The 23667-nt window shown below is 41.6% G+C and carries 22 protein-coding genes; 8 read left to right on the top strand and 14 right to left on the bottom strand.

Translation table 11 applies throughout. The annotated features are described in order from the left end of the window. Positions 1-135: 135 nt before the first annotated feature. The gene (locus tag ACQK2H_RS00560) at positions 136-303 is read right to left on the bottom strand and encodes a hypothetical protein (RefSeq protein ID WP_425389526.1); all 168 of its coding nucleotides are present in this window, start codon (positions 301-303) and stop codon (positions 136-138) included. Positions 304-457: 154 nt separating this feature from the next. On the opposite strand from ACQK2H_RS00560, the gene ACQK2H_RS00555 reads away from it, so the two are divergent. After that, complete coding sequence (locus ACQK2H_RS00555; RefSeq protein WP_425389525.1) at positions 458-979, top strand: DinB family protein; 522 nt, start codon at positions 458-460, stop codon at positions 977-979. A 29-nt stretch (positions 980-1008) separates the two neighbouring features. Here the strand turns inward: ACQK2H_RS00555 and ACQK2H_RS00550 are convergent, their stop codons facing one another. Continuing rightward, entirely contained in the window at positions 1009-1143 is a 135-nt protein-coding gene (locus tag ACQK2H_RS00550; protein ID WP_425389524.1) for a hypothetical protein, read from the bottom strand. Beyond that, positions 1136-3751, bottom strand: a complete 2616-nt coding sequence (gene clpB, locus ACQK2H_RS00545; protein WP_425389523.1) for an ATP-dependent chaperone ClpB — start codon at positions 3749-3751, stop codon at positions 1136-1138. Before clpB ends, ACQK2H_RS00550 begins: the two co-directional genes overlap by 8 nt. A 254-nt stretch (positions 3752-4005) precedes the next feature. Here clpB and ACQK2H_RS00540 point away from each other — a divergent pair, with 254 nt between their 5' ends. Beyond that, positions 4006-4257 carry a hypothetical protein gene (locus ACQK2H_RS00540; protein ID WP_425389522.1) on the top strand — a complete coding sequence of 84 codons (252 nt, stop codon included), beginning with the start codon at positions 4006-4008 and terminating at the stop codon, positions 4255-4257. 51 nt (positions 4258-4308) lie between these two features. On the opposite strand, the gene ACQK2H_RS00535 is transcribed toward ACQK2H_RS00540, so the two are convergent. From ACQK2H_RS00535 to ACQK2H_RS00520, 4 genes are read right to left on the bottom strand one after another with little or no spacing between them, the layout of a single operon-like run. Continuing rightward, on the bottom strand, positions 4309-5403 hold the full coding sequence (locus ACQK2H_RS00535; RefSeq protein ID WP_425389521.1) for a prolipoprotein diacylglyceryl transferase: 1095 nt from the start codon (positions 5401-5403) through the stop codon (positions 4309-4311). Positions 5404-5456: 53 nt separating this feature from the next. Then, positions 5457-6914 (bottom strand): TrkH family potassium uptake protein, encoded by a 1458-nt coding sequence (locus ACQK2H_RS00530; RefSeq protein WP_425389520.1) that lies wholly within the window; start codon positions 6912-6914, stop codon positions 5457-5459. Further along, positions 6914-8254 (bottom strand): Trk system potassium transporter TrkA, encoded by a 1341-nt coding sequence (trkA, locus tag ACQK2H_RS00525; protein WP_425389519.1) that lies wholly within the window; start codon positions 8252-8254, stop codon positions 6914-6916. Before trkA ends, ACQK2H_RS00530 begins: the two co-directional genes overlap by 1 nt. Before the next feature lie 60 nt (positions 8255-8314). Further along, positions 8315-9673 (bottom strand): alanine/glycine:cation symporter family protein, encoded by a 1359-nt coding sequence (locus ACQK2H_RS00520; protein ID WP_425389518.1) that lies wholly within the window; start codon positions 9671-9673, stop codon positions 8315-8317. Between the two features lie 50 nt (positions 9674-9723). Between ACQK2H_RS00520 and ACQK2H_RS00515 the strand changes: the two genes are divergently transcribed. Further along, a complete protein-coding gene (locus ACQK2H_RS00515; protein WP_425389517.1) occupies positions 9724-10485 on the top strand; it encodes an alpha/beta fold hydrolase in 762 nt (253 codons plus the stop codon). A 113-nt stretch (positions 10486-10598) separates the two neighbouring features. Here the strand turns inward: ACQK2H_RS00515 and ACQK2H_RS00510 are convergent, their stop codons facing one another. From ACQK2H_RS00510 to ACQK2H_RS00500, 3 genes are read right to left on the bottom strand one after another with little or no spacing between them, the layout of a single operon-like run. Beyond that, positions 10599-10805, bottom strand: coding sequence for a DUF2905 domain-containing protein (locus ACQK2H_RS00510; RefSeq protein ID WP_425389516.1), 207 nt, complete (start codon positions 10803-10805; stop codon positions 10599-10601). Between the two features lie 3 nt (positions 10806-10808). After that, positions 10809-11150 carry a type II toxin-antitoxin system PemK/MazF family toxin gene (locus tag ACQK2H_RS00505; protein ID WP_425389515.1) on the bottom strand — a complete coding sequence of 114 codons (342 nt, stop codon included), beginning with the start codon at positions 11148-11150 and terminating at the stop codon, positions 10809-10811. After that, positions 11140-11373 (bottom strand): AbrB/MazE/SpoVT family DNA-binding domain-containing protein, encoded by a 234-nt coding sequence (locus ACQK2H_RS00500; protein ID WP_425389514.1) that lies wholly within the window; start codon positions 11371-11373, stop codon positions 11140-11142. Before ACQK2H_RS00500 ends, ACQK2H_RS00505 begins: the two co-directional genes overlap by 11 nt. 34 nt (positions 11374-11407) lie before the next feature. Between ACQK2H_RS00500 and ACQK2H_RS00495 the strand changes: the two genes are divergently transcribed. From ACQK2H_RS00495 to ACQK2H_RS00475, 5 genes are all read left to right on the top strand, one after another. Beyond that, positions 11408-12118, top strand: a complete 711-nt coding sequence (locus ACQK2H_RS00495; RefSeq protein ID WP_425389513.1) for an SAM-dependent methyltransferase — start codon at positions 11408-11410, stop codon at positions 12116-12118. 51 nt (positions 12119-12169) lie between these two features. Beyond that, entirely contained in the window at positions 12170-13423 is a 1254-nt protein-coding gene (metK, locus tag ACQK2H_RS00490; RefSeq protein WP_425389512.1) for a methionine adenosyltransferase, read from the top strand. 3 nt (positions 13424-13426) lie between these two features. Beyond that, on the top strand, positions 13427-13840 hold the full coding sequence (locus tag ACQK2H_RS00485) for a nuclear transport factor 2 family protein (RefSeq protein ID WP_425389511.1): 414 nt from the start codon (positions 13427-13429) through the stop codon (positions 13838-13840). A 30-nt stretch (positions 13841-13870) separates the two neighbouring features. After that, entirely contained in the window at positions 13871-14683 is an 813-nt protein-coding gene (locus ACQK2H_RS00480) for a M48 family metalloprotease (protein WP_425389510.1), read from the top strand. Between the two features lie 195 nt (positions 14684-14878). Beyond that, the gene (locus tag ACQK2H_RS00475; RefSeq protein ID WP_425389509.1) at positions 14879-15043 is read left to right on the top strand and encodes a Lacal_2735 family protein; all 165 of its coding nucleotides are present in this window, start codon (positions 14879-14881) and stop codon (positions 15041-15043) included. A gap of 1 nt (position 15044) precedes the next feature. On the opposite strand, the gene ACQK2H_RS00470 is transcribed toward ACQK2H_RS00475, so the two are convergent. The 4 genes from ACQK2H_RS00470 to ACQK2H_RS00455 all read right to left on the bottom strand — a co-directional run bounded on the left by ACQK2H_RS00470 (position 15045) and on the right by ACQK2H_RS00455 (position 23627). Beyond that, on the bottom strand, positions 15045-17714 hold the full coding sequence (locus tag ACQK2H_RS00470; protein WP_425389508.1) for an FtsX-like permease family protein: 2670 nt from the start codon (positions 17712-17714) through the stop codon (positions 15045-15047). Positions 17715-17800: 86 nt separating this feature from the next. Then, a complete protein-coding gene (locus ACQK2H_RS00465; protein WP_425389507.1) occupies positions 17801-18136 on the bottom strand; it encodes a PadR family transcriptional regulator in 336 nt (111 codons plus the stop codon). A 108-nt stretch (positions 18137-18244) separates the two neighbouring features. Further along, positions 18245-20908, bottom strand: coding sequence for an FtsX-like permease family protein (locus ACQK2H_RS00460; RefSeq protein ID WP_425389506.1), 2664 nt, complete (start codon positions 20906-20908; stop codon positions 18245-18247). Continuing rightward, positions 20901-23627, bottom strand: coding sequence for an ABC transporter permease (locus ACQK2H_RS00455; RefSeq protein WP_425389505.1), 2727 nt, complete (start codon positions 23625-23627; stop codon positions 20901-20903). The genes ACQK2H_RS00460 and ACQK2H_RS00455 overlap by 8 nt, the downstream gene beginning before the upstream one ends. Between the last annotated feature and the right edge of the window lie 40 nt (positions 23628-23667).

Genomic DNA, 23667 nt, shown 5'->3' with positions numbered 1-23667 from the left:
CACGTGGTGATAAACAGCACAATGGAAAGGAAAGCCACGGTTGCGCGAAATATGTAATGAAGTTTACGCATAGTTAAGATTTTCAATCCTAACTATATATACGTATCCTAAAAGAAGGTGCTAAGAACTATTCGATTAACTACCGCAACCGACGCACTCAATCTCAGAGTTCATGGGACGAGTTCCGTTCTGCTTCATCTTCAAATTATGGATTTTGTCTTTGATTTCCATGTCTGAAAACATGTCTCCGGTAAGTTTTGCTTCTAATTCTTCGATTTGGGATTGGATTTCTTCTGCAGTCATGACGTATTTGTTACGGGTAATAGGTAAATAAATTTAATCGGAATATTTAAAAGATCGTTCCATAACAGGAATATTCTTTTTCACCACTCATGTAAAGTTCATTAGCTACACACAAATTCAGGCGTTATAAGAATAAGACGAAAACCCTACTACTATGAAAAAATTAATGACATTACTATTTGCTCTGTTAATAATAACAAGCGCTTACTCTCAAGTGACAACTGAAACTCTTGTTGCTGATTTTGAACGAGCCAAAGCATTATCTCTGGACTATGTGGAGGCTATGCCTGCAGATAAATTTGACTACCAACCTACTGAAGATGTAAGGACTTATGCTCAACAGTTTTTGCATGCTTCTCAGGGCACCATTGGGCTGTCTAGTAATGGAACAGGTGCGGATAGGATTTATGCAAATGCAAATCTGGAGAAAGATGAAGCACTACAATCAAAAGAAGAGGTAAAGCGAATGGTGACTGAAAGCTTCGATTTTGCTATTGATGCTATTAGGAACATGGATCCTGATTCTTTTGGTGAAATTGTGGAGAGAGGACCATTTAAAATAACCAGGCTTGCCTGGATTCAAAAAGCTCACGAGCACATCTCCCACCATAGAGGGCAGGCAGCCATCTATTTACGCATGAATGGGATTGTGCCACCGCAGTATAAATTGTTCTAAAAATGATAAAACCGGCTATATGCCGGTTTCTATTCTTCTTCAATCTCTTGCCTTACATCATCCAAGGACTTGAACTCTTGGTTGTAGGTATTATGGAAAGCGATCATCGTTCCAATGATCGCCACCCAAAAAATCCGCTTGATAAACTTCCAGAGCTTATTCAATGGCCACTTTGTCCAAGTTCAAAAACTCAACGGTACCTTGATCAGACAAGGTCACGCCAATGACGGAATCCTTCGCAATGTTGCCGGCCAATATTTCTTTAGACAACTCGTTTAGAATCTCACGTTGTAGCACTCGTTTCAATGGACGCGCTCCAAATTGTGGATCGAATCCAATTTTTCCAAGATGTGCTAGCACCTTATCGTCTGCCTCAATTTTGATTCCGTTCTCTTCCAAACGTTTTTGAATGAGCCTGAACTGAATACTTACAATCTTCTGCAAGTCTTCTTTACTCAATGGTCGGAACATGATCGTTTCATCCACACGATTGAGGAATTCCGGCCGAACAGATTTCTTCAGCAATTCGAATACCTGGTTTTTGGTCTCATCAATGACAGGCTCAGGATTTTTTTCGTCCATTTTTTCGAAATTCTCCTGTATCAAGCCCGAACCAATGTTGGTCGTCATGATAATGATTGTGTTCTTGAAATTCGCAACCCGACCTTTGTTATCCGTCAATCGACCATCATCCAACACCTGAAGGAGGATGTTGAACACATCAGGGTGTGCCTTCTCAATTTCATCAAGCAAGATCACACTGTATGGCTTTCTCCTAACTGCCTCTGTCAGCTGACCGCCTTCATCATAACCTACATATCCCGGAGGCGCACCAATCAGCCGACTGACCGCATGTCGTTCCTGATACTCTGACATATCTATTCGGACCATGGAGTTCTCATCATTGAAAAGGTACTCTGCAAGTGCTTTAGCAAGTTCGGTTTTACCAACACCAGTGGTTCCAAGAAAAATGAAAGACCCTATTGGTCTTTTCGGATCATGCAATCCTGCTCTACTTCTTCGTACCGCATCTGAAACAGCTTGAATCGCTTCTGACTGCCCAGCAACTCTACGCCCAAGTTCTTCTTCCAGGTGGATTAACTTCTCTCGATCGCTCTGAAGCATTTTGGAAACCGGAATGCCTGTCCACTTCGCTACCACTTCAGCAATATCCTCTGCGTCCACTTCCTCCTTTAATAAGCTTTTCTCTCCCTGCATTTCATGAAGCTGCTCCTGGTAATCAGCCAGCTTCTTTTCTGCCTCTACAATCTTACCATAACGGATCTCAGCAACTTTATCATATTCTCCGGTTCGTTCGGCTCGCTCGGCTTCCAGCTTATAATTCTCAATGTTCTCTTTCGCCTCCCTCAACCCCTGAATCACGGACTTTTCATTGTCCCACTTGGCCTTGAGTTCCCCTCTCTCAGACTCCAGGTCAGCGATTTCCTTGTTGAGCTGTTTTTCTTTCTCCTTATTCTTCTCCCTTCGGATTGCCTCACGCTCAATCTCCAATTGCATGATTCGTCTGTTCAGTTCATCCAATTCCTCTGGTAAGGAGTCAATCTCAATCCGCAGCTTGGAGGCTGCCTCATCCATCAAGTCAATGGCTTTATCTGGAAGAAATCGATCCGCGATGTATCGGTGGGAAAGCTCCACAGCGGCAATCACTGCATCATCTTTTACCCGCACACCGTGATGCACTTCGTATTTATCTTTGATTCCACGAAGGATGGAAATGGCGTCAGTCACATTCGGCTCATCCACAGTAATGGCCTGGAATCTTCGTTCCAGTGCTTTGTCCTTTTCAATGTACTTCTGATATTCCTGCAGTGTTGTAGCACCAATGGCATGAAGCTCTCCTCTGGCCAGTGCTGGTTTTAGCAGGTTAGCAGCATCCATGGCTCCCTCGCCTCCACCTCCGGCACCAATCAACGTATGGATCTCATCAATGAAAAGGATAATTTCCCCATCACTATCAGTCACCTCTTTAATGACTGCTTTCAATCGCTCTTCGAATTCTCCTTTGTATTTAGCTCCTGCTACCAGCAAGCCCATGTCCAGAGATATAATGGTTTTTGACTTTAAGTTCTCAGGCACATCACCATCTACGATACGCTGCGCCATGCCTTCAACAATGGCCGTCTTACCAACGCCCGGTTCACCAAGTAAGATTGGGTTGTTTTTAGTCCTTCTCGCGAGGATCTGAAGTACTCTTCGAATTTCCTCATCTCGACCTATCACAGGATCAATCTTGCCCTTCTTAGCCAATTCATTTAGGTTCTTGGAATATCGTTCCAGTGACCGATACTTTGACTCAGCATTTTGATCGGTCACTTTCTCACCTCCTCTCAGCTCTTTGATAGCCGCAATCAGCTGTTTCTCCTGGAACCCGGCATCTTTCAAGATTTGAGAGGGCTTGTCAGAACCAGCTAAGATTCCGAGAATGATGTGCTCAACAGCAACATATTCATCACCAAAATCTTTTAGGTATTTTTCTGCTTTTTGAAGGGCCTTTGCAGCATCATTGGAAAGGTAGGGCTGCCCACCTGAAACTTGTGGGTATCCATTGACCACCTCATCCAAAGGTTTTTGGATCATCTGCTTATTCGCTCCCAGTTTTTTCAATAAAAAGGAAATCAGATTCTCATCTGACATTAAAATTGCCTGAAGGAGGTGACCCGTCTCAATAACCTGCTGCCCACCACCAGAGGCAATTTCTGTTGCCTTTTGTAAGGCTTCCTGCGCTTTGATTGTATAATTATTAAAATTCATTAGTCACTTTTTTATTGTACAATCGGAAGATGTCAAATGTTATTCCAAAGCTTTTCTTGGACTATTTCAAGACAACTTGTCAGAAAACCAATACGTATTTTCATAAAAACAAGACAAGTCGTCAGCCAATGATTTTGAAAAGCAATCGTCAATATTTTGAGTTTTTATTTTGAAAAATTCCAGTAATAGGTAATAAATCTTTGTTTATGAGCATTATACGGCTAATTTTAAGGGAAATTAAAACCTGACCAAAAATGAAAAAAGTACTATTACTATTAGCTATGGTTGCATTCCTAGGTGCATGCACATCATCATCTTCATCATCAGAATCTGAAGCAGAGGACGCAGTAGAAGAAGCAAGCGAGGCTGCTGATGAGGCAATGGATTCAATGGAAGAAACAGCAGATCAAGTAGCTGATTCAGTTGATGCGGCTGTTGAAGAAATGGACGCTGAAATTGATTCGCTTTCTGCTGAAGCAGAAGAGGCTGCTGACGAGATGGAATAAAAACCCATCCATAAGAAATAGAAAGGGAGCAAAATGCTCCCTTTTTTTATACTATTTAAAATCTGACATTTTTCGATCCTGCCGGTACACCCACACCATCATGATTATCCCGGCGACAGTCAATGGGATGCTTAGTATCTGCCCCATGTTTAGCGTAAGGTTGTCTTCAAATGCTTCTTGATTCATTTTGAAAAATTCGTCTACAAAGCGAAGAGACCAAAGCACAATCATGAATAGTGCAAAATTGAATCCTTGCGGAAGCACGTCTCTTTTTTTGCTCCACAGCCAATAAAGAACGATCATCAAAATAACACAGTAGAGTGCTTCGTATAACTGAGCAGCATGACGTACCTTACCTAATGCATAAATCTCCACTATTTCCTTTCCGTCTTTTTCATAGTTTTTGTAGGCCAGCGGCCCCTCACCAAAATCAACATGCTCTTTAACCTCCGTATATCTGCTGAGGGCATTTTTAAGCTGATTTTCGACAAACATTTTGTCATTAAGTTCAAATTGATAGCCTCTACGATATTCAATTATTGCCGTGATGGGAACAAACCCAGCCTTTTCGCTTTGCATTTCACCGCCTTTGATAAATCGGACATCATCTACATCTTCTGAATAATTCAAAACATCATGGGTGGCTCTCGCATACACCACTCCAGTATTTGAGTTGGTTAGTGTTCCTTCCATCTCAGAGTTGAATAAGTTGCCGGTACGAATCATTGCACCTGTAAGGGCGGCTACAATCACCATGCGATCGATCACCCACAGAAATCGATAATTATATTTTCTACAGAACAACCAAATGGCTACTATGATGCCTAAAGCACCACCATGACTTGCCAGTCCACCTTCCCAAATCATCAGAATTTTGATTGGATTGGAGAGGTAATAATCCGGATTGTAAAACAAACAATGCCCAAGCCGCGCACCTACGATAGTAGCAATAACCATGTATCCGGTGATGCGCTCTACATCCTTTTCCGGTCTTCCTTCTGTTTTGAATATTTTGAAAAATACCTGCTGAGACAAAAGAAATCCAAGGGCAAAGAGCACCCCATACCACCTTGGAGCATAATCAGTAAATGGAATAGTGAATATGGCCGGATCAACGGTCCAGATTATATAATTGAGGATGTTCATTACTTCCTTTTATTTATGAAGATGCCAAAGATGACCTAATCTCATGAAAGGCATTAAACTTTTCGCCAGAAAAATGGAGTGAAAAGAATAAGCACAGTGAATAATTCCAGCCTACCTAAGAGCATCATAAAGGACAGAATCCATTTTACGCCTGTCGGAAGGTGAGCAAAATTGTCTACAGGCCCTACATCACCTATTCCCGGCCCAATGTTTCCTAAAGTTGTTGCCACGGCTCCCAGGGAGGTATTGAAATCAATACCAAATGAAGAGACTGCAATGGCGCCAAAACACATGATCAGTATGTAAATCATTATGAAGGCAAGCACATTAAATGTGATGTCTCGGCTTACTGATTTACCATTGAACCTTACCGGAATGATTGCCGAGGGATGAAGGATTCTTTTAAGCTCCAGTAAACTGTTTTTGATTAATAGGATATGACGAACAAGCTTTACGCCCCCAGCGGTTGATCCGGCAGATCCTCCTGCAAACATTAGCAGGAAAAACAGCACGGTCAGGAAGGAAGTCCAGGCGGTATAATCATGAGTTACATACCCGGTGGTGGTAACGAGTGAAACCACCTGAAAAAGTGCATCTCGGAGTGATTTTTCTAAGGTATCATGACCAAGGTTGAAAATGATTAACCCTACTACTAGCGATACCAAAAGGCAAAAAATGAAATAGAACCTGAATTCTTCATTATTTAATACCTTCTTGAATTTGCCATGCAGCCCAAAATAGGTCATGGTAAAGTTGGTTCCGGCTAAAAACATGAAAGCAATGATTACATACTGAATGAATGGGTCGCTGTAATAAGCGATACTGGCATTTTTGGTGGAAAACCCACCAGTTGCCATAGTAGTCAAACTATGATTGATTGCATCGTAAAAATCCATGCCCCCAATCCACAACAGTATCAATTCTGTACCTGTCAGCCCGCAGTAAATGATCCACAAGCGTTTTGCTGTTTCTTTGATTCTTGGTTGAAGCTTATCAGGAGAGATACCGGGTGCCTCTGCCACAAATAGCTGCATACCTCCAATACCTAATAGTGGAAGAATAGCTACCGTTAATACGATAATTCCCATCCCCCCAATCCACTGGGTAAGACTCCTCCAAAAGAGAATTCCTTTTTCGACTGATTCGATATCGGTTAGGACGGTTGCTCCTGTGGTTGAAAAACCGGAAAGGGTTTCAAAAAACGCATTGGTAAGGTCCGGAATTGCTCCACTAATGATGTAAGGCAATGATCCAAAAAATGACATGGACAGCCAGCCTAAAGTCACAATGAGGTAGCCGTCTTTCTTTCTCATTTCATTGGTGTGAAGGTTGCGGGTAAGCAACAATAGCAACCCACCTATTCCCATGGTGATAAATGCGGAGCTTAGCAATGGCAGGTGATCTCCTTCTCCATAATACAGGCTAAAAGGCAGGCAGGTCAGCATAAATCCTCCATTTATTAATAGAAGGATCCCGATGACTTTGAAGATTACCTTATAATTAAACTGCATTATTTGAAGAAACTCTCCACTTTTTTGATACACTCAGGTTTTGACAGGACGACTACACGGTCTTTGGGTTGGAATTCAAAATTTCCACGAACTGCAATTCCTCGTCCATCTCTGATCACACCTCCAACAATCGCAGTTCTAGGGAAATCCAGATCCTTAAGCGGTTGTTCCACAATTCTCGATTTTTCTCCAAGTTCAAACTCCAGAATTTCAGCATCAACCCCATGAATCCCGGCAATGTTTAGTACTTCACCTTTTCGAATGTATCTAAAGATAAAACTTGCAGCAATAAGTTTTTTGTTGATAAGCGTATCTATACCTATGCTTTGTGAAAGGTGAATGTAATCCACATTTTCCACCAATGCGATCGTTTTCTTCACCCCTTGATTTTTGGCTACCAAAGAAGCCATGATGTTTGTCTCAGAGTTTTCTGTCAGTGCAACAAAGGCATCCATCCGATCGATGCTCTCCTCTTTCAATAGGTTAATGTCTCTTCCGTCTCCATTGATGATCATGGTGTCCGGGAGCTCATCTACCAGATGCAAACATTTTTCTTTGTCCGCTTCGATGAGCTTGATGTTATATTTCTTGCTGAGAAGTTTAGCGGTATTGATGCCTACCTTACTGGCTCCAAGAATCATCACGTTTTTGATCTCAATGCTTTCCTTTCCAGCAAGTGATGTTACTCGCTCAATTCCGTCTGGCTGTGCGATGAAATAGGCATGATCATCTTTTTGGAATTTATTTTCACCATATGGGATGATCGTTTTGTTATCTCTAAGGATAGCAACTGTAGTAAAATTGTGATCGGGATTGAGATAGGCTGTTTCGGTCAGCGTTTTTCCGAATAGCTGTGATCCTTCATCGATTGTTATTCCGACTAGGGATAGCATGCCTTTCTCAAATTCAAAGGTGTCTGTGAGTGCTGATTGTTTGAGCAATCGTTTAATCTCACGTGCTGCCAGAGACGCTGGAGAAATAATCTCATCGATACCTACATTGCTCAGATTCAATTCCTCTCGCGCATGAAGGAGTTCCGTATTTGAAATACGTGCAATTGTCTTCTTAGCCCCCAGACTTTTCCCAAGTATACATGTTGTAATGTTGGTTTCCTGTATGGAGGTTACAGCGATAAGCAAGTCCGCTTTTCCGATGTTGGCCTCTTTGAGGGTTCGTGGAGAGGTTGAAGTCCCTCTGACTGTGCTCACATCCAGATGTTGTGACACATATTCGAGAACATTGGGATTGGAATCTATGATTACAATATCCTGCTCTTCGGCGGTTAAAAGCTTTGCAAGATGAAATCCCATCTCACCGGCTCCTGCTATTACAATTCTCATCCTATCTTAAATGATATTGGGCGCAAAGATATTGTATCTAAGTACCAGCATTCCAAATGATTACGATTTATATACTTCACTAAAGTATTTCTTTGTTGCATTCATCACTTTTGGCGCAAGCATTATGGTTGAAATCATGGTCGGGACGGCCATAAGCCCGTACGCTACAAATACCAGGTTCACCACATCAGTCAATGATGCTACTGACCCTACCAATACGAGCGCGATGTACCAATAATAGAAATATCTTCCATATTTTGCTCCAATGAGAAAGGAAAGACACTTTTGACCATAATAAGCCAATCCAAAAATGGTGGTGATTGCAAATACCATCACACAGACCATTAATACGTAAGGGCCAAATCCAGGTAACCCTATCTCAAAAGCTTTTGCTGTCATTACAATTCCATCAGCTTCTCCACTATTCCACACTCCGGTGATCAATATGCAGACGCCTGTCATTGTACAAATGATGATCGTATCTATTGCCGGGCCCAACATTGCGACAAGCCCTTCACGAACCGGTTCTTTTGTTTTGGCAGCTCCATGCATCAATGGCGCCATCCCAATTCCGGCTTCATTGGAAAACGCTGCTCTTTTAGCACCTTCAACAATAACAGCTCCAACCGCGCCTCCAAGCACTGCTTTGGCAGTAAAGGCATCCTTTAATATGAAACCAAAAGCGGGAATAATTTCCGATGGATTCATGATCATAATTGTAAGAACCCCGATTACAAACAGAACCACCATAAAGGGCACCAGCTTTGAAGCTACATTACCAATACGCTTAATGCCGCCAAGAATTACTGCCGCAACAAGCACAGCTATTACGATACCTATGATCAGGTTTAATGAAAATGAGTCTTCGTATCCTGCAGGCAGCAGGACTACATTTTTAAAAACAGCCACCATTTGATTGGTTTGGAAGACAGGGGTAGCTCCAAAAAACCCGGCAACACAAAAGAAAATGGCTAACGGCATCCACTTTTTACCCAGGGCCTCCCGAATGACATACATGGGCCCACCTTGAATATCCCCATTGGTATCTTTGCCTCGAAATTGTACCGCGAGGGTACAGGTGAAGAATTTAGTAGCCATCCCAATAAATGCGCTTACCCACATCCAGAACATAGCTCCGGGACCTCCTGCAGCTATCGCAAGTGCAACACCGCTGATATTTCCCATTCCAATAGTTGCTGCTAGTGCACCCGACAAAGCCTCAAAATGACTGATTTCACCCGGATCGTTTGGGTCATCGTACTTTCCGCGTAAGACATTGATGGCATGTCTTAAGTATCTGAAAGGTAAAAAACGCGAGTATACTAAAAGAAAAAGACCGCCTCCTAATAGTAAAATCAATAACGGCGGCCCCCAGATAAAGCTTACCGCATTTGATAAAAAGCTGCTAATTGAATTCATAAAGTCCGTGAAGGTAATATGTATCTTTGAGTGAATTAAAAATTGTCGTTTTGAAATTACATTTTAGAACATTGGGAGAGGGCGAGCCCCTCATTATCATGCATGGTGTTTTCGGGTCGTCTGATAACTGGCAGACTTTAGGAAAAGTTTTCGCAGAATCATTTAAAGTTTATTTGGTTGATTTGAGAAACCATGGCAATTCTCCTCACAGTGATGAATTTAATTACGATGTGATGGTAGAGGATGTGGTGACATTGATGGATGATGAAGGCATGAGTAAAGCTCACATCCTTGGGCATTCCATGGGTGGAAAGGTAGCTATGCATTTAGCAACGAAATATTCGGATAGGGTGGATAAACTCATCGTCGTTGATATAGCGCCAAAGTATTACCCACCGCATCATCAGCAGATTTTCGAGGGGTTTCATTCGGTAGATCTGGATAGTTTAGAAAACAGAAAAGATGCAGATGAGCAAATGTCAAAAGTGATATCCAACATGGGAGTGAGGCAATTCATTCTTAAAAATCTGGATCGAAAAAAAGACGGAAGTTTTGAATGGAAACTGAATGTAGATGCCATAGAAAATGCGGTAGAGAATGTAGGTGAAGGAATTGAAGGAGATGTCAGCTTCGATGGCACTACACTGTTTATTGCCGGAAGTAAGTCCGATTACATCAAAGATGAAGATCATGATCTAATCCGAGAGCACTTCCCCAAAGCATTGATTGCGACTGTGAAAGACGCAAGACATTGGGTGCATGCAGAAAAACCGAATGAGCTTGGTGAAATGGTGATGGAGTTTTTGAGTTAAAAAAAAGCTAACAATTTTAACAACAGAGATAATGGAGTATATGCATGGAGAAAAACAGAGCGTTTCGCTTGGTGTCCTCAGTGATTTCTAAGAGACCTTTGTGGTTAGAGAAATTACCTGACTTTATTCCATAAATAACCCAATAGCATCAAAATCAAACTGATGAGAATACAAGTCGTGATCGGAAAATAGAAACTGAAGTTTTCGCGCTCTATTCGTATGTCACCGGGAAGTCGACCAAGTGGAATATTGGGGGCAAACTCAAGAATCGCACCCAGCACCACAAGTACTAATCCAATTAAAATTAATATTTTGCCCATAATTTAATAGGAGATGGGAATATTCGATTTCCAGTTTTTGATAAATGCCTTTCTATCTCGTTCAGATAATGTACCAATCCTTCTAGGTTGGATGTCCAATGGTAATGTAAAAAGTTTGAAACGAATGAAGCAGTTCTTTCTAAGGCCAGCAGATTCTAAGTCATGGATATAAGTGTCTCCTTGCCATTCCGATTTTCCAGCAGCAGTTATCATAGCTCCGATGAATGATTGATTCTCTTTCTGGAATTGAGAGGAAGATATTACTAAAACAGGCCTTCTTTTTTCTTGAGGTATATCAAGAAAAGGGAAAGGAACTACTACAACATCCCATTGATTACAAATCATTAAACGCAGTATTATCTTCGAGAGAATTCCACTCAGACCCTAAAGAATCATCCAAAAACTTCAAATAAGGGATGTCACCGCTTTCTAGTTTTTTGATGAGTACCCCCTCTTCTGAATCAACATAGATTACTCGATCTCCTGACTTTAGTTTTAAGCGATCACGAACAGATTTTGGAATCGTTGTTTGACCTTTAGATGTGATTTTCCCTACTTTAGCATCCATTTTTCCTTACCTCCTTACTAAATTACTAGCGATTATGCGCAATGGCAAATTATTTCTGATCCCTACATATCTATCAACGGATAATGATGCGTCATTTGTTTCGCCGATGGTCATTGATGTTTTGAAAAACACGAAGCATTTCTTCGTGGAGAATGTGAGAACCGCACGAAGGTTCATCAGTAGCCTGAAAGCAGGCATTACCATTGAAGAGCTAGAATTCCATATTCTAGACAAGAAATCAAACTGGGATCAGATGTATCCACTTTTTGAATCAATCAGAAAAGGAGAGGACATGGGAGTAATCTCAGAAGCCGGTGTTCCTTGCCTGGCTGATCCGGGTAATCTGGCGGTAAGCTTTGCACATCAAATGCACATTCAGGTTGTACCTATGCCTGGCACTTCATCCATTCAAATGGCACTGATTGCTTCTGGCTTTAATGGACAGAAATTCACCTTTCACGGATACCTCCCAATAGATAAGAACCCAAGGCAGCAAAAAATACGTGAATTAGAAAAACTGAGTCAAAGTGGCTACACTCAGCTTTTTATGGAAACACCATACAGAAATCAACAATTAATCAATGATATACTTAAAACCTGTAGGCCTGATACTTTGCTCAGCATTGCAGCAGATATCTCTGGAGATAAGGAGAAGATATTGACGGCACCCATTTCAAAATGGCAGAAGACTGACATTCAGATACATAAAATACCGGCAATATTTAGTTTTGGTCAATTCCCCTAACGTAGTTCATCGAATCTTCTAAATTTGCCGACCAATTCAAACGAAATATAGATGCCTTATTTATTTACTTCAGAGTCCGTAAGTGAAGGACACCCGGATAAAATTGCAGATCAGATTTCCGATGCACTGCTGGATCATTTCCTTGCATTTGACCCAGATAGTAAGGTCGCTTGTGAAACAATGGTGACGACCGGGCTTGTGGCATTGGCCGGCGAAGTAAAAACGAGCGCTTACATTGATGTACAAAACATTGCGCGAGATGTGATCAACCGAATTGGTTACACCAAGGGAGAGTATATGTTTGATGGCAACTCATGTGGCGTAATTTCTGCTATCCACGAACAATCACCAGACATCAACCAAGGGGTAGATCGGGATACCGAAGATGAGCAAGGTGCCGGAGATCAGGGAATGATGTTTGGGTATGCAACTACCGAAACGGATAATTACATGCCTCTCGCATTGAATATTTCCCACAGCATCTTAATGGAGCTATCTGCTATCAGAAAAGAAGGCAAGGAGATGACTTACCTGCGACCGGATGCAAAGTCTCAGGTTACCATCGAATATGATGACGATAACAGGCCGGTAAGAATTGACGCGATTGTTGTTTCCACTCAGCATGATGAGTTTGACAATGAAGACAACATGCTGAAGAAGATCAAAGAAGATGTGATCAGCATCCTTATCCCGCGAGTGATCAAGAAAATGAAGCCTGATAATCAGGCATTATTTAATGATCAGATCAAATACCACATCAACCCAACGGGAAAATTTGTAATCGGAGGGCCACATGGTGATGCCGGTCTTACAGGCAGAAAAATAATAGTAGATACCTACGGTGGAAAAGGTGCTCATGGAGGAGGTGCTTTTTCAGGGAAAGATCCTTCCAAAGTGGATCGTTCCGCTGCATATGCAACACGCCATATCGCCAAAAACCTGGTAGCTGCGGGAGTAGCTAACGAGATTTTAGTTCAGGTTTCCTACGCTATCGGTGTACCGGAACCAATGGGAATTTATGTGAATACGTACGGCACAGCCAACGTAGATATGAATGATGGAGAGATCGCAAAAATCGTAGAAAAGATTTTTGATATGCGACCTGCCTACATCATCAAGCGACTGAAGCTAAAAGAGCCTATTTATTCAGAGTCTGCTGCATATGGTCATATGGGAAGAGCCCCGGAAGTTAAACAAGTGACTTTTACAGGTAATGGAGGCGAAGAGATTAAGAAAGTGGTAGAAACATTTACCTGGGAGAAGTTGGATTACGTGGATCAGGTAAAGGAAGCTTTCGGTCTGTAAAAGATGGAAGAGGTATTAAGCAAGTGGCATGAAGTGGTTCAAAAGCAAGATGCCAAATTGCTTAAATCGATCCTGGATAAAGATGCAGTCTTTTATTCCCCGATTCTGTTCAAACCTCAGACCGGACGAAAAAAGGTCATGGTTTATTTACTTTCTGCCGCGAGAATGTTCGAAGGCACAAATTTTCATTACGTGAAGGAAGTGGTAAATGAACGAGAAGCTATTTTAGAGTTTAATGCAGAGATTGACGGGATTCACATAGATGGAGTGGACATCATCTCAATAAATGAAAATGGATTGATTTCTGAATTCAAAGTGATGATTCGTCCATTGAAAGCCATTGAAAAAGTGGGGGAGAAGATGAAAACCTTTCTCGAAGACATGAGTTTTTGGGATAAGCTTAAACTAATGTTCTGAACAAAAACGTTCACACTGAAAAGCACTAAAATGAAAGCACTTAAGGCTTATATATTAATTCTTTTAATCATTGGGACCGCAATCAACAGCTCATGTGATAAGAACAATGACATTGTTTTATTCAGCATTCAAAATGACATTGATCTTGGTCAGCAAGTAGCTGCTGAAATTGAAAGCATGCCTAACGAGTATCCCATTCTGGACCGATCTTCAAATTTAGAGGCATATCAGTATCTCGAGAATATGATGAATTCGGTACTTGCTTCGAATGATGTAAGCTATAGGACAGAGTTTCCGTGGAAGGTTAACATTATAGATGATCCTGAAACACTGAATGCGTTTGCAACACCTGGCGGGCAGTTATACTTCTATACCGGACTTATCTTCTTTTTAGATACAGAAGATGACCTTGCCGGTGTGATGGGCCATGAGATTGCGCATGCAGATCAGCGTCATAGCTCCAAGCAACTTCAAAGACAATATGGAATAAGTGTTTTGCTAAGTGTGATTACCGGAGGGGATCCGGGTCTGCTTTCACAGATTGCAGCTACATTGGGTACACTAAAATTTAGCCGCGATGCAGAGGCTGAAGCGGATGATTTCTCGGTTCTATATCTGGCGGATGTGGATGATTATGCATGTAATGGAGCAGCAGCCTTTTTCCAAAAACTTGAATCTAGCAATGCATCAACACCCCCTGAATTTTTAAGCACACATCCAAACCCAGCAAATAGGGTAGAAGATATTAATGCGAAGGCTGCTGAGATCGGTTGTGATACCACATTGGGGGATGACGCAGTTTCTGATTACGCAGCATTTAAAGCGACCTTGCGAAACCAATAGGGTTCTTTATGTTTAAAAATTGCACTTATTGAGGAGTGTGGTGATTCAAGGAGCGCTCTTTCTAACTTTAATTTGTGTTTTCCTGCCAAACGGGACTTTCATCGAATAATTTCGGCCATTCAAAGAGTAAGGTTATTACGGGTAAGTATCATTTCTATATTCGCCATCAAGAATATTTATACACCCTATTCAGCTATGCTAAACCTATTTAAATCTTCGAAAGTAAGCGCTATGCAAAAGAAGTATGACCGCCTGATGAAGGAGGCTTACTACTTATCCAAATCCAATCCGGAGGAAAGCCTGAAAAAACAAAAAGAGGCGCAGGAGATTCAGCAAAAAATCATTGCTACACCTCTTTAAATTATTCGTCTTTCAATGAATCAATAGGGTTTGCTCTCGCGACTTTAAGTGATTTGTGTCCCACGGTTAAAACAGCCACGACTAAGCTGACCAGAATCGCAAGTATGAAAAATTGTGGTCCCAACTTTACTCTGTAAGCATATGTATCGAGGAAGGCACGCATAAGGAAGTATGCGACCGGAGCTGAAATGGTGAATGCGACAAGCAGTAGTGTGATCAATTCCTTTGAGAAAATGTTACAGATGCTTATTTCAGAAGCTCCCAGCACTTTGCGTATTCCAATTTCCTTGGTTTTCTGATTGGCCATGAAGGATACTAATCCGTATAACCCAAGAGCTCCGATGATAATAGCGATTGCAACAAAAAGTCGGAAAAGTTCACTCACACTTGTCTCCAACTCGTACATGCCTGCTAGCTGCTCATCGTAAAATTCAAAATCGAAAACGTGTTGAGGAAAACGTTCCTCCCAAGTCTTTTCAATGTGAGCAATGGCCCCCTTGATTTGTTCATAGCTATTTTGATCACCCTTCAGCTTTACTCCAGCCTGAAAGATGTTCCAATCATAATTGGCTAGGAACACATTGTCAATTTCTGAGTGTAAAGAGGCTGAGTGAAAATTTTCTGCAACACCAACGATCGTTACGATACGTGAACCTCTGCCGTAATTTATCTGCTCGCCGAGTGCATCTGCCGGATCCTGAAAGCCCAATACTTCAGTAAATTTTCGATTTACCACCACATGATTGGTGGGGTCAGTGTCCGTGAATGCTCTTCCTGCTATTAATTCAATTTCATACAGGTTGAAGTAATCTTCATCTACATTTTTCAGGTTGCCAAATTGTTCCTGACCTTCAATATTTGGATGAAAAATGGGATTCGTAGACCTCCAGGATGACATGGGACCTGCCGAACTGAAACTTACCGTCTCAATGGCCGAATGAGCCAGTAAGTTGTTTTTAAGTACACTCAAATTAGTAGAGTCATTTTCAGGGATTTTTAAGACCACAATCGATTCATCATTAAAGCCCAGGTCTTTGCTTTGGAAATAGCTCATCTGTGCATTGAGTATGAGTATACCAATGATCAGTGTCTGAGAAATAGCAAATTGAAGGATAACCAATCCTCTTCGTAATGAAAGAAAGCCGGAAGTCTGCTTCAAATTCAAGCTGTTTTTGATAGCCAGAACAGGATTCATTTTTGATAAAATGATGGAAGGATACAGTCCGGATAATAGTGTAATTACCAAAATAAGTGGTAGAAGAAAAAGCAGCAAGTTGAGATCGGTCAGCATGTGAAGATCGATCGGATATGGGTAAATATCGGCTACAGGCTTTGCCATTAGTTCAGCAATGATTGTCCCGCTGATTGTAGCGAAGAGTGTGATCAGAAAAGTCTCACATAGAAACTGGATAACTAGCTGTCGTTTACTACCGCCAAGCGTTTTTCGCACACCCACTTCTTTTGATCGTTTCACTGCTTGTGCGGTTGAGAGATTAATAAAGTTGACACATGCGGTTAGAATCAAAAACAAACCCACCAGCCCCATGACGATCAATTCTTCTTTTGTAGCAGTAATACCTGCGTAGGTTCTTCGAATGGTATCACTATAGTGCAAATCTGAAAGTGCCTGGAGCCGATAGGTTCGGGATTTAGCTATGTGCTCCGGCAGGTACTTGTCTACAAAATCAGCTAATTGAGCGTCTAGCTGGCTGGCTTGAGTGCCTTCTTTCAGCATCACATAGCAATTGGTAGCACTGTTGTATTCTTCCCAACTCTCACCGTCATAAAACCAGGGGTTTGATACGCCCTGATCTTTGTAATGGAAAATGATTTCAAAAGGGAAGTCAGAAGCTTTTGGCAGGTCGGCAACCACTGCAGAAACATACACGGTACGATCGTTCTCTAAAATAATCGACTGGCCGATTGCTTCATTAAGATTGGCTTTGTTTGCCCCAAAATACTTCGCAGCGATTGATTGCGTAAGAATAACCTTCCCTGGTTGATCGAGCGCGGATTGAGGGTCACCAGCGAGAAAGTCTAAAGTGAATATTTCCAAGAACTCCGGCTCAACGAAGACGATACCATCTTCCTCCTGATAGCGGGTTGTTTTCCCGTTTTGATTAGGGATGCCGATCAATCCTTCTTTTTCATAGAACGTCATGGTGGCCTTAATGCTCGGGAAATCATTTCTGAGGGCTTCAGCAAGCGGATGCACCTGACCACTCCAAAAAACCTTTCCTTCTGGGGTAATGTCCTCATTGGTTACCCGATAGATCTGATCATAGTTTTCATTGTGCGTATCATAGCTTAATTCATGATCCAGAATTTTGTATATGATTAGAGTGCAAGCAATCCCCAGCGCAAGGCCTGAGATGTTCATCAGAGCATATACTTTTTCACGCTTGATGAATCTGATAGAGGTTGTAAAGTAATTTTTTAACATGCCGTAATAGTTGAGTTTTTGACCGCCAGTGGCGGGTTTGATTATTTTGGGGTGAATGAACCGAATTATATTCCAGGAGAATTTCAGTTTTGCTTTTGTCGAACCTTGTTTTTTAACATCCTCTTCAAACTGCTCTTCCAGGTCACCAAGGATTTGCTCCTGCAATTGTGGTTTGCAGTACCACTTGAAAAATCTGGTTGGCCAATATGGTAATCGGTTTTTCGTCATAGAAGTCATTCTGAACTCGTTTCAGAATCTTATTTATATAGACCCTGAATCAAGTGTGGACGGCTAGTCTCAGGGTGACGGATAAATTATAATTCACTGAAGTTGAGTTGTGGCGCGAGTTTCCAGAGATTTGTTCGTGCATCTTTCATTTCTTGGAGGAGCACTTTCCCCGCATTCGTAATTTTGAAATAGCGTTTCTTGCGCCCTCCTCTTTCTTTGGTTGCACCTCCCATGTACGATTCGAGAAATCCTTTTTCTTCCAGTCGATATAACGTGATGTGTACAGAGCTGAGATTGACTTCACGCCCTTGGTGCTCTTTTATTGCTTTGACTACCGTGTTGCCATAAGCTTCCTCGTCCAGGATCAAAACCATGGTGAGAATGAGCTCTTCAAACTCACCCAAAAAATTTGTTCTACCCATTATTATTGAATTTGTAAAACAAATATACGGAGCATTTCTATTTAAGTTGTAAAAGAAATTAACAAGCCTCCCTGTGAGAGGAGGCTTGTTAATTAAGATGGCGTGCTTTTATTCGTATTTCAATGAATCTACCGGATTCGATTTTGTGATTTTAAATACTTGCGAACCAATCGTGAGAATGCCTAATACTAGTATGATAAGTGATCCTAGAAGCACAACTCCGATACCGAAAGGGGCTTGATTTGGAATGTTTTCTATCCACAGTTTATTTACGAAATAGCTTAGTGGGGCAGCAATGATGATGGCAATACCAAGTAGGATGAGAAACGACCGACCCAACATCAATGCAAGCTGAGTGCTTCCTGCGCCCAGCACTTTTCGAATGCCTACTTCTTTCACTCTTCGCTCTGTGCTGTAAACAGCCATTCCCAAAAGTCCGAGACATGAAATCAGGATTGCTAAAAAGGCAAAATACCCTATAATCGATCCTAAGTCTCCCATCCACTGGTTAGACTTCACCAAAGACTCATCGTAAAACGTACCTTGCATCTGATGTACAGGGTCTACATCATCCCACTTTTCGCTCAATAGCTTCATTGTTTTTACCGGTTTATTTCCAGCGATTTTCACATTAAGGTAGCTAAATAGTGAAGGGTCAAATTTCATGAGCAAAGACTTTTTTCCCTCTCCCATGATCATGCTTTGAAAATTGAAATCTTTGATCACGCCTACTACTTTCCACGGATCTTTCTGGTTTACCAAAAACACCGTTTGATAAATGGCATCATTGACATTTTCATGTCCCATTAGCTTGGCAGCAAATTCGTTAATTACCAATTCATTTTTTCCTTCGGAATCTATATCGATATTTTTCCCAGCTACCAGCGTAAGTTCAAGTGTTTCCACAAAAGACGGACTTACGCTCATAAATTCAGCAGGAAACCAATCTTCATCATCTGCTCCCGTGCTTGAATAAGATGCGCCACTGCTATTGGGCATAGCAGGTAGCATGTAGCAAGCAGAAATCTGCTCGACCCCTGGAACTTTTTCCAGTTCTGTGGACATCACCTTAAAGTCATTGCCCTGAAGTGGGACATTCAGAATGTTTTCTGTTTGCATCCCATAGTCTGCTGATAAGTAATGCTCGAACTGCCTTACAATCACAATAGATGTAATGATGAAGAAAAGCGAGAATACAAACTGAGTTACACTAAGTGCTACTTTTAAACCTAGCCTTTTCGATCCAGAAGACAGATTTCCTTTAAGTACTCTTATAGGTGTAAACTTTGATAATCTGGTAGCTGGATATAGTCCGGCGAATACACCAACAATGAGTGCGAAAATTAAAAACTGAATAAAGACTGTTGTGGTCAAATCTAACTCAGGGCTCAAATGCTGGATCGCCCAAAGGTTAAGAAAAAGGGGTTTAATCAGGATGAGAACTATATTGGCAACTAATAGTGAAATTAAAGAGATTAGAACTGACTCAATAATAAACTGTAAAAACACATCCTTTTTGGTCGCGCCATTTACTTTTCTCACACCTATTTCTTTCGCTCTGGTAAGTGCTCTGGCGATGGAAAGGTTAGTATAGTTTAGGCACGCAGAAATCATAACAACTAATGCAAGAATGCCAAGTACATAATATCCCTCGATAGGAAGTCTTAACGAAAGCGGGTTGGCCAGGAATTGACCAATATTGATTTTTTCCATAGCCTGAACTTCGAACGTTTGTTCAGAGAGAATTTCTTCTTTTTCTTCCTCAATCTGTTTCAGGGCATGTTGCAAATCCGCTCCTGAAGAAGCCTGTGAAAGAAGCACATAGGTATATCCTTTGGAATTATGCCCCCAGCTCTTTTGATGATCATTTAAAAGTTCCAATTGAGGGAGTGTAGCACTTGATATCAGTGCGTCAAATTTTATGTGACTTGGATATTTTTCCAAGTCAATCACACCTGTTACAGTGTATTGCCCCCAGTCGACTGACTCCTTTCCTCTAATTACACCCATATCAAATTTGATTGGATCCAGTCCTCGCTCTAGGAATTGGACTGTTTGACCAACTGATTCTGCTCCTTTAAACAATCGTTCAGCTACCCCTTTGCTTATGACGATACTTCGTGGTTCGCTTAGAGCCTTGACATCAGATCCTTCTGCCAGCTCAAAACCAAAAACTTCGAAGAAGTTTTCGTCTGCAAAGTAGCCGCGTACTTCTGTACTTTTTTTAAGCTCCCGCGCCTCGATATCACCTCCAAGACCTCTCACCAATTTTATGGTGTTTTCGATAGCACTATAGCTTTCAAGTTCTTTTGCTAAAGGAATTGGGCTGGTGGCACGGGCTAGAGGTTCTCCTTTTTTAGTGGTAAGCACCCGATAGATACGCTCTTTATTCGGGTGAAACTGATCTGCTTTGTCCTGATTAGCGATCATCAGGATGATGAGCATACCCACAGACATGGCTACTGCCAGTCCGAAAATGTTGATAAACGAAAAGGTTTTGTACTTCAGGATATTTCGAATCCCTACTTTGAAATAATTCTTTAACATGCCGTAATAATTGAGTTTTGTGGATCCTTCTGCTGGTTTTATAATGTCCTTTCTAAACAGCAGGAGAACGTCCTTTATAAATTTTCTGTCCGCTTTTTTCTTTCCTAGTTCCTGCACTCTTTCTTCATACAATTCCATGAGATCCCCTTCGATTGGTTTGACCAACCGTGGATGGCAGAACCATCGGAAGAAGCTGAGAAAGAGTTTGGGCGGTTGATTATTCATCTTTCAATGTCTCCACCGGATTTCTATTTGCTGATCGTAATGACTGAAAGCTAATTGTTACTACAGCTATTAACATAGCTGCTATTGTTGCTGCAATAAACACCCAGATTTCAATAGGGGTGCTGTAAGCAAAATCCTGAAGCCACCGACTTACAAAATACCATGCAATAGGACATGCCAGTAAGATGGCAATCAGTACTAGTCTGGTGAATTCTTTTGAGAAAGTCACAGCAAGTTCAGTAACACTCGCACCCAGCACTTTTCTAATACCCAACTCCTTAGTTCGTTGCTCTGCTGAGAAGGCTGCTAGTCCAAACAATCCAAGACAAGCGATGATCATTGCCATAATGGTAAATACATTGAGTATAGTTGCCATCTTTCTTTCTGAGCGGAAGGTGGCTTCAAACTCCTGATCCATAAAACTGTACTCAAACGGGACAGTCGGATCTACTTGTTTCATTTCTTCTTCAAGAGAGATCAGTAATTGGTTCAGGTCGTCTGTATTTGTTATCACTTCTTGATTAAGACGCATGGAGTAAAATGATCTCCCCGCACCGTAATCCCATACAATATCATTGTAATGGTGGATTAAAATCAAAGGAGCTATTTCTTGCTTCACGCTATTAAAGTTGAAATCTTCCACCACCCCGATTACTTCATGTTCTTCTTCACCACCGGAGGCCAGTGCTACCGATTTGCCCACTGCTTCTTCGAGTTTCCACCCTAGGGTTTTTACCGCTTCTCTATTCAGAATCACTTTGTATTTATCGTTTTCTCGATTGGAATCAAAGTTTCTGCCGGATAGAAACTCTAATCCCAATACCTCCAGATAATCTTCATCAATCCGCAGGTTGTTTAGTTGAACAACCGGTGTTTCCGGGCCGGCTGCTTTATACCTGTCGCCTGAATACACGAATGGCGGAACGCCGAATGATTTACCAACCTCAGTGAATTTTGGATTAGCTACCAGCCTGTTTTTAAGTGCCTCAGTTTCAAACCCGAGTTCTTCTACATTGTGAATTTGAAGAATGTTTTCTTTGGCGAATCCAATGTCCACGTTTGAAGCATAGGTGAGCTGCTTTTGGACAAAAAATGTGGTAATGATCAGTGCGATGGAAATGGTGAATTGGAAAACAACCAACCCGTTTCTGATGCTTCTTCCTTTAAAACCTGTTTTTATCTTTCCTTTCAAAGATTCAATCGGCTTAAAGGATGATAGATATAGTGCCGGATAGCTTCCGGCCATAAAACCCAGCGTCAAAATGAGGGCAAAGACAATCAGGTAAAAAGTTGGGTTTTGAAAATAAGGAAGGATTTCAATTTGCTTTTCCGCCAGGTGGTTGAAGGTACCCAACGCGAGCTGTACAACCATCAAGGCAAGCACAGTGCCCGTAAGAACAAAGAGTACGGATTCTAAAATAAACTGCTTAACGATGGTACTTCTTTCAGACCCAAGCACTTTCCGTACACCTACTTCTTTGGATCTGTTGGTCGCTCTTGCAGTCGATAGATTCATGAAATTGATTGCTGACAAGACAAGGACTAAGAAACCAATTGCGCCAAAGATTTTAATGAACAGTGGATTGCCTGTTGGGCCGAAAGCATGTCCTGTTGGAGAACCAGCAATGTACACTTCACTCAATGGCTGCAGATCCAGCTTCCATGGGTGTCCATCAGTAAACTCCTCAAATGTTTGATTGAAAATACGCTCTGTTGTTGGAGGCGCCCATTTGGGAGGAATAGCCTGAATATCTCTTTCCAGTGCTGCAACATTGGTACCTTCCTTAACCAAACCATAAGTAGAAAATGCCGTCCATATCCATTTCCACTGGTGGGCCTGCATCATTTCAGATTCACTCTTGAGCGAAACCAGCATATCAAACTGTATATGAGAGCGAGCAGGAACATTCTCTAAAATTCCAATGATAGAGAATTCTTTCCATGAGTTATCATATTGTTTGATCTCAATGGTTTTTCCAATGGTTTCTGTTGGTATAGCATGTTCACCGAAATACCGCATCATGGTCTTTTCGGTGATGAGGATACTCTTTGGATCTTCGAAAGCTGATTTAGTGTCTCCTGCTTTAAGTTTGAAGGAAAAGACGTCAAAGAAGTTTTCCTCAGCAGCATATATGCGATCTTCTTTGAAGGCATTTGATTTGTTTCCGCTATTAGCAGTGGTTGCTGTTAGTGATCCAAGAGATAATATGCGTGTCACCTCTTCAAAAGCAGGGGCATCCTCGCGTAAAGCCGTGGCTACATTTGGCCCGGTGCTGGCCATCATCCGATCCCAATCGCCCCAGATGAAAGGTTGATTCACACGATAGATCCGATCGTCTTTTTCATGAAAAGCATCGAAGGTCATTTCATCATGGATATATAGTCCAATCATGAAGCAGGTACTGATTCCAATCGTTAGCCCGAGTAGATTTAGTACAGTGAATTGTTTTTGTCTGATGGCATTTCTCCATGCCATTTTGATCATTGATTTAAACATGCCGTAGTTATTGAGTCTTTGACCGCCACTGGCGGGTTTGATAATGTCTCTTCTGAAAAGGAGAAGTGTGTCCTTTATAAATTTCCAGTCTGCTTTTTTCTTGCCCAGTTCTTTTACTCGCTCATCATAGAGCTCCATAAGATCCCCTTCGATTGGTTTGACCAATCTTGGATGGCAGTACCATCGGAAGAATCTGAGGAAAAACTTTGGTGGGTTAGGCATGATCTTTCGTTTTTTCCACCCCCAACCCCCTGAAGGGGGC

The sequence above is a fragment of the Ekhidna sp. genome (assembly GCF_965228795.1).
Classification (GTDB): Bacteria; Bacteroidota; Bacteroidia; order Cytophagales; family Cyclobacteriaceae; genus Ekhidna.
This window is presented reverse-complemented; position numbering and strand designations above follow the sequence as displayed.

What these genes read in the sequence shown, in the direction of transcription:
- ACQK2H_RS00560 (WP_425389526.1), bottom strand. Translation starts at nt 303, where the DNA reads ATGACTGCAGAAGAAATCCAATCCCAAATCGAAGAATTAGAAGCAAAA.
- ACQK2H_RS00555 (WP_425389525.1), top strand. Translation starts at nt 458, where the DNA reads ATGAAAAAATTAATGACATTACTATTTGCTCTGTTAATAATAACAAGC.
- clpB (WP_425389523.1), bottom strand. Translation starts at nt 3,751, where the DNA reads ATGAATTTTAATAATTATACAATCAAAGCGCAGGAAGCCTTACAAAAG.
- ACQK2H_RS00540 (WP_425389522.1), top strand. Translation starts at nt 4,006, where the DNA reads ATGAAAAAAGTACTATTACTATTAGCTATGGTTGCATTCCTAGGTGCA.
- ACQK2H_RS00535 (WP_425389521.1), bottom strand. Translation starts at nt 5,403, where the DNA reads ATGAACATCCTCAATTATATAATCTGGACCGTTGATCCGGCCATATTC.
- ACQK2H_RS00530 (WP_425389520.1), bottom strand. Translation starts at nt 6,914, where the DNA reads ATGCAGTTTAATTATAAGGTAATCTTCAAAGTCATCGGGATCCTTCTA.
- trkA (WP_425389519.1), bottom strand. Translation starts at nt 8,254, where the DNA reads ATGAGAATTGTAATAGCAGGAGCCGGTGAGATGGGATTTCATCTTGCA.
- ACQK2H_RS00520 (WP_425389518.1), bottom strand. Translation starts at nt 9,673, where the DNA reads ATGAATTCAATTAGCAGCTTTTTATCAAATGCGGTAAGCTTTATCTGG.
- ACQK2H_RS00510 (WP_425389516.1), bottom strand. Translation starts at nt 10,805, where the DNA reads ATGGGCAAAATATTAATTTTAATTGGATTAGTACTTGTGGTGCTGGGT.
- ACQK2H_RS00505 (WP_425389515.1), bottom strand. Translation starts at nt 11,150, where the DNA reads ATGATTTGTAATCAATGGGATGTTGTAGTAGTTCCTTTCCCTTTTCTT.
- ACQK2H_RS00500 (WP_425389514.1), bottom strand. Translation starts at nt 11,373, where the DNA reads ATGGATGCTAAAGTAGGGAAAATCACATCTAAAGGTCAAACAACGATT.
- ACQK2H_RS00495 (WP_425389513.1), top strand. Translation starts at nt 11,408, where the DNA reads ATGCGCAATGGCAAATTATTTCTGATCCCTACATATCTATCAACGGAT.
- metK (WP_425389512.1), top strand. Translation starts at nt 12,170, where the DNA reads ATGCCTTATTTATTTACTTCAGAGTCCGTAAGTGAAGGACACCCGGAT.
- ACQK2H_RS00485 (WP_425389511.1), top strand. Translation starts at nt 13,427, where the DNA reads ATGGAAGAGGTATTAAGCAAGTGGCATGAAGTGGTTCAAAAGCAAGAT.
- ACQK2H_RS00480 (WP_425389510.1), top strand. Translation starts at nt 13,871, where the DNA reads ATGAAAGCACTTAAGGCTTATATATTAATTCTTTTAATCATTGGGACC.
- ACQK2H_RS00475 (WP_425389509.1), top strand. Translation starts at nt 14,879, where the DNA reads ATGCTAAACCTATTTAAATCTTCGAAAGTAAGCGCTATGCAAAAGAAG.
- ACQK2H_RS00470 (WP_425389508.1), bottom strand. Translation starts at nt 17,714, where the DNA reads ATGACGAAAAACCGATTACCATATTGGCCAACCAGATTTTTCAAGTGG.
- ACQK2H_RS00465 (WP_425389507.1), bottom strand. Translation starts at nt 18,136, where the DNA reads ATGGGTAGAACAAATTTTTTGGGTGAGTTTGAAGAGCTCATTCTCACC.
- ACQK2H_RS00460 (WP_425389506.1), bottom strand. Translation starts at nt 20,908, where the DNA reads ATGAATAATCAACCGCCCAAACTCTTTCTCAGCTTCTTCCGATGGTTC.
- ACQK2H_RS00455 (WP_425389505.1), bottom strand. Translation starts at nt 23,627, where the DNA reads ATGCCTAACCCACCAAAGTTTTTCCTCAGATTCTTCCGATGGTACTGC.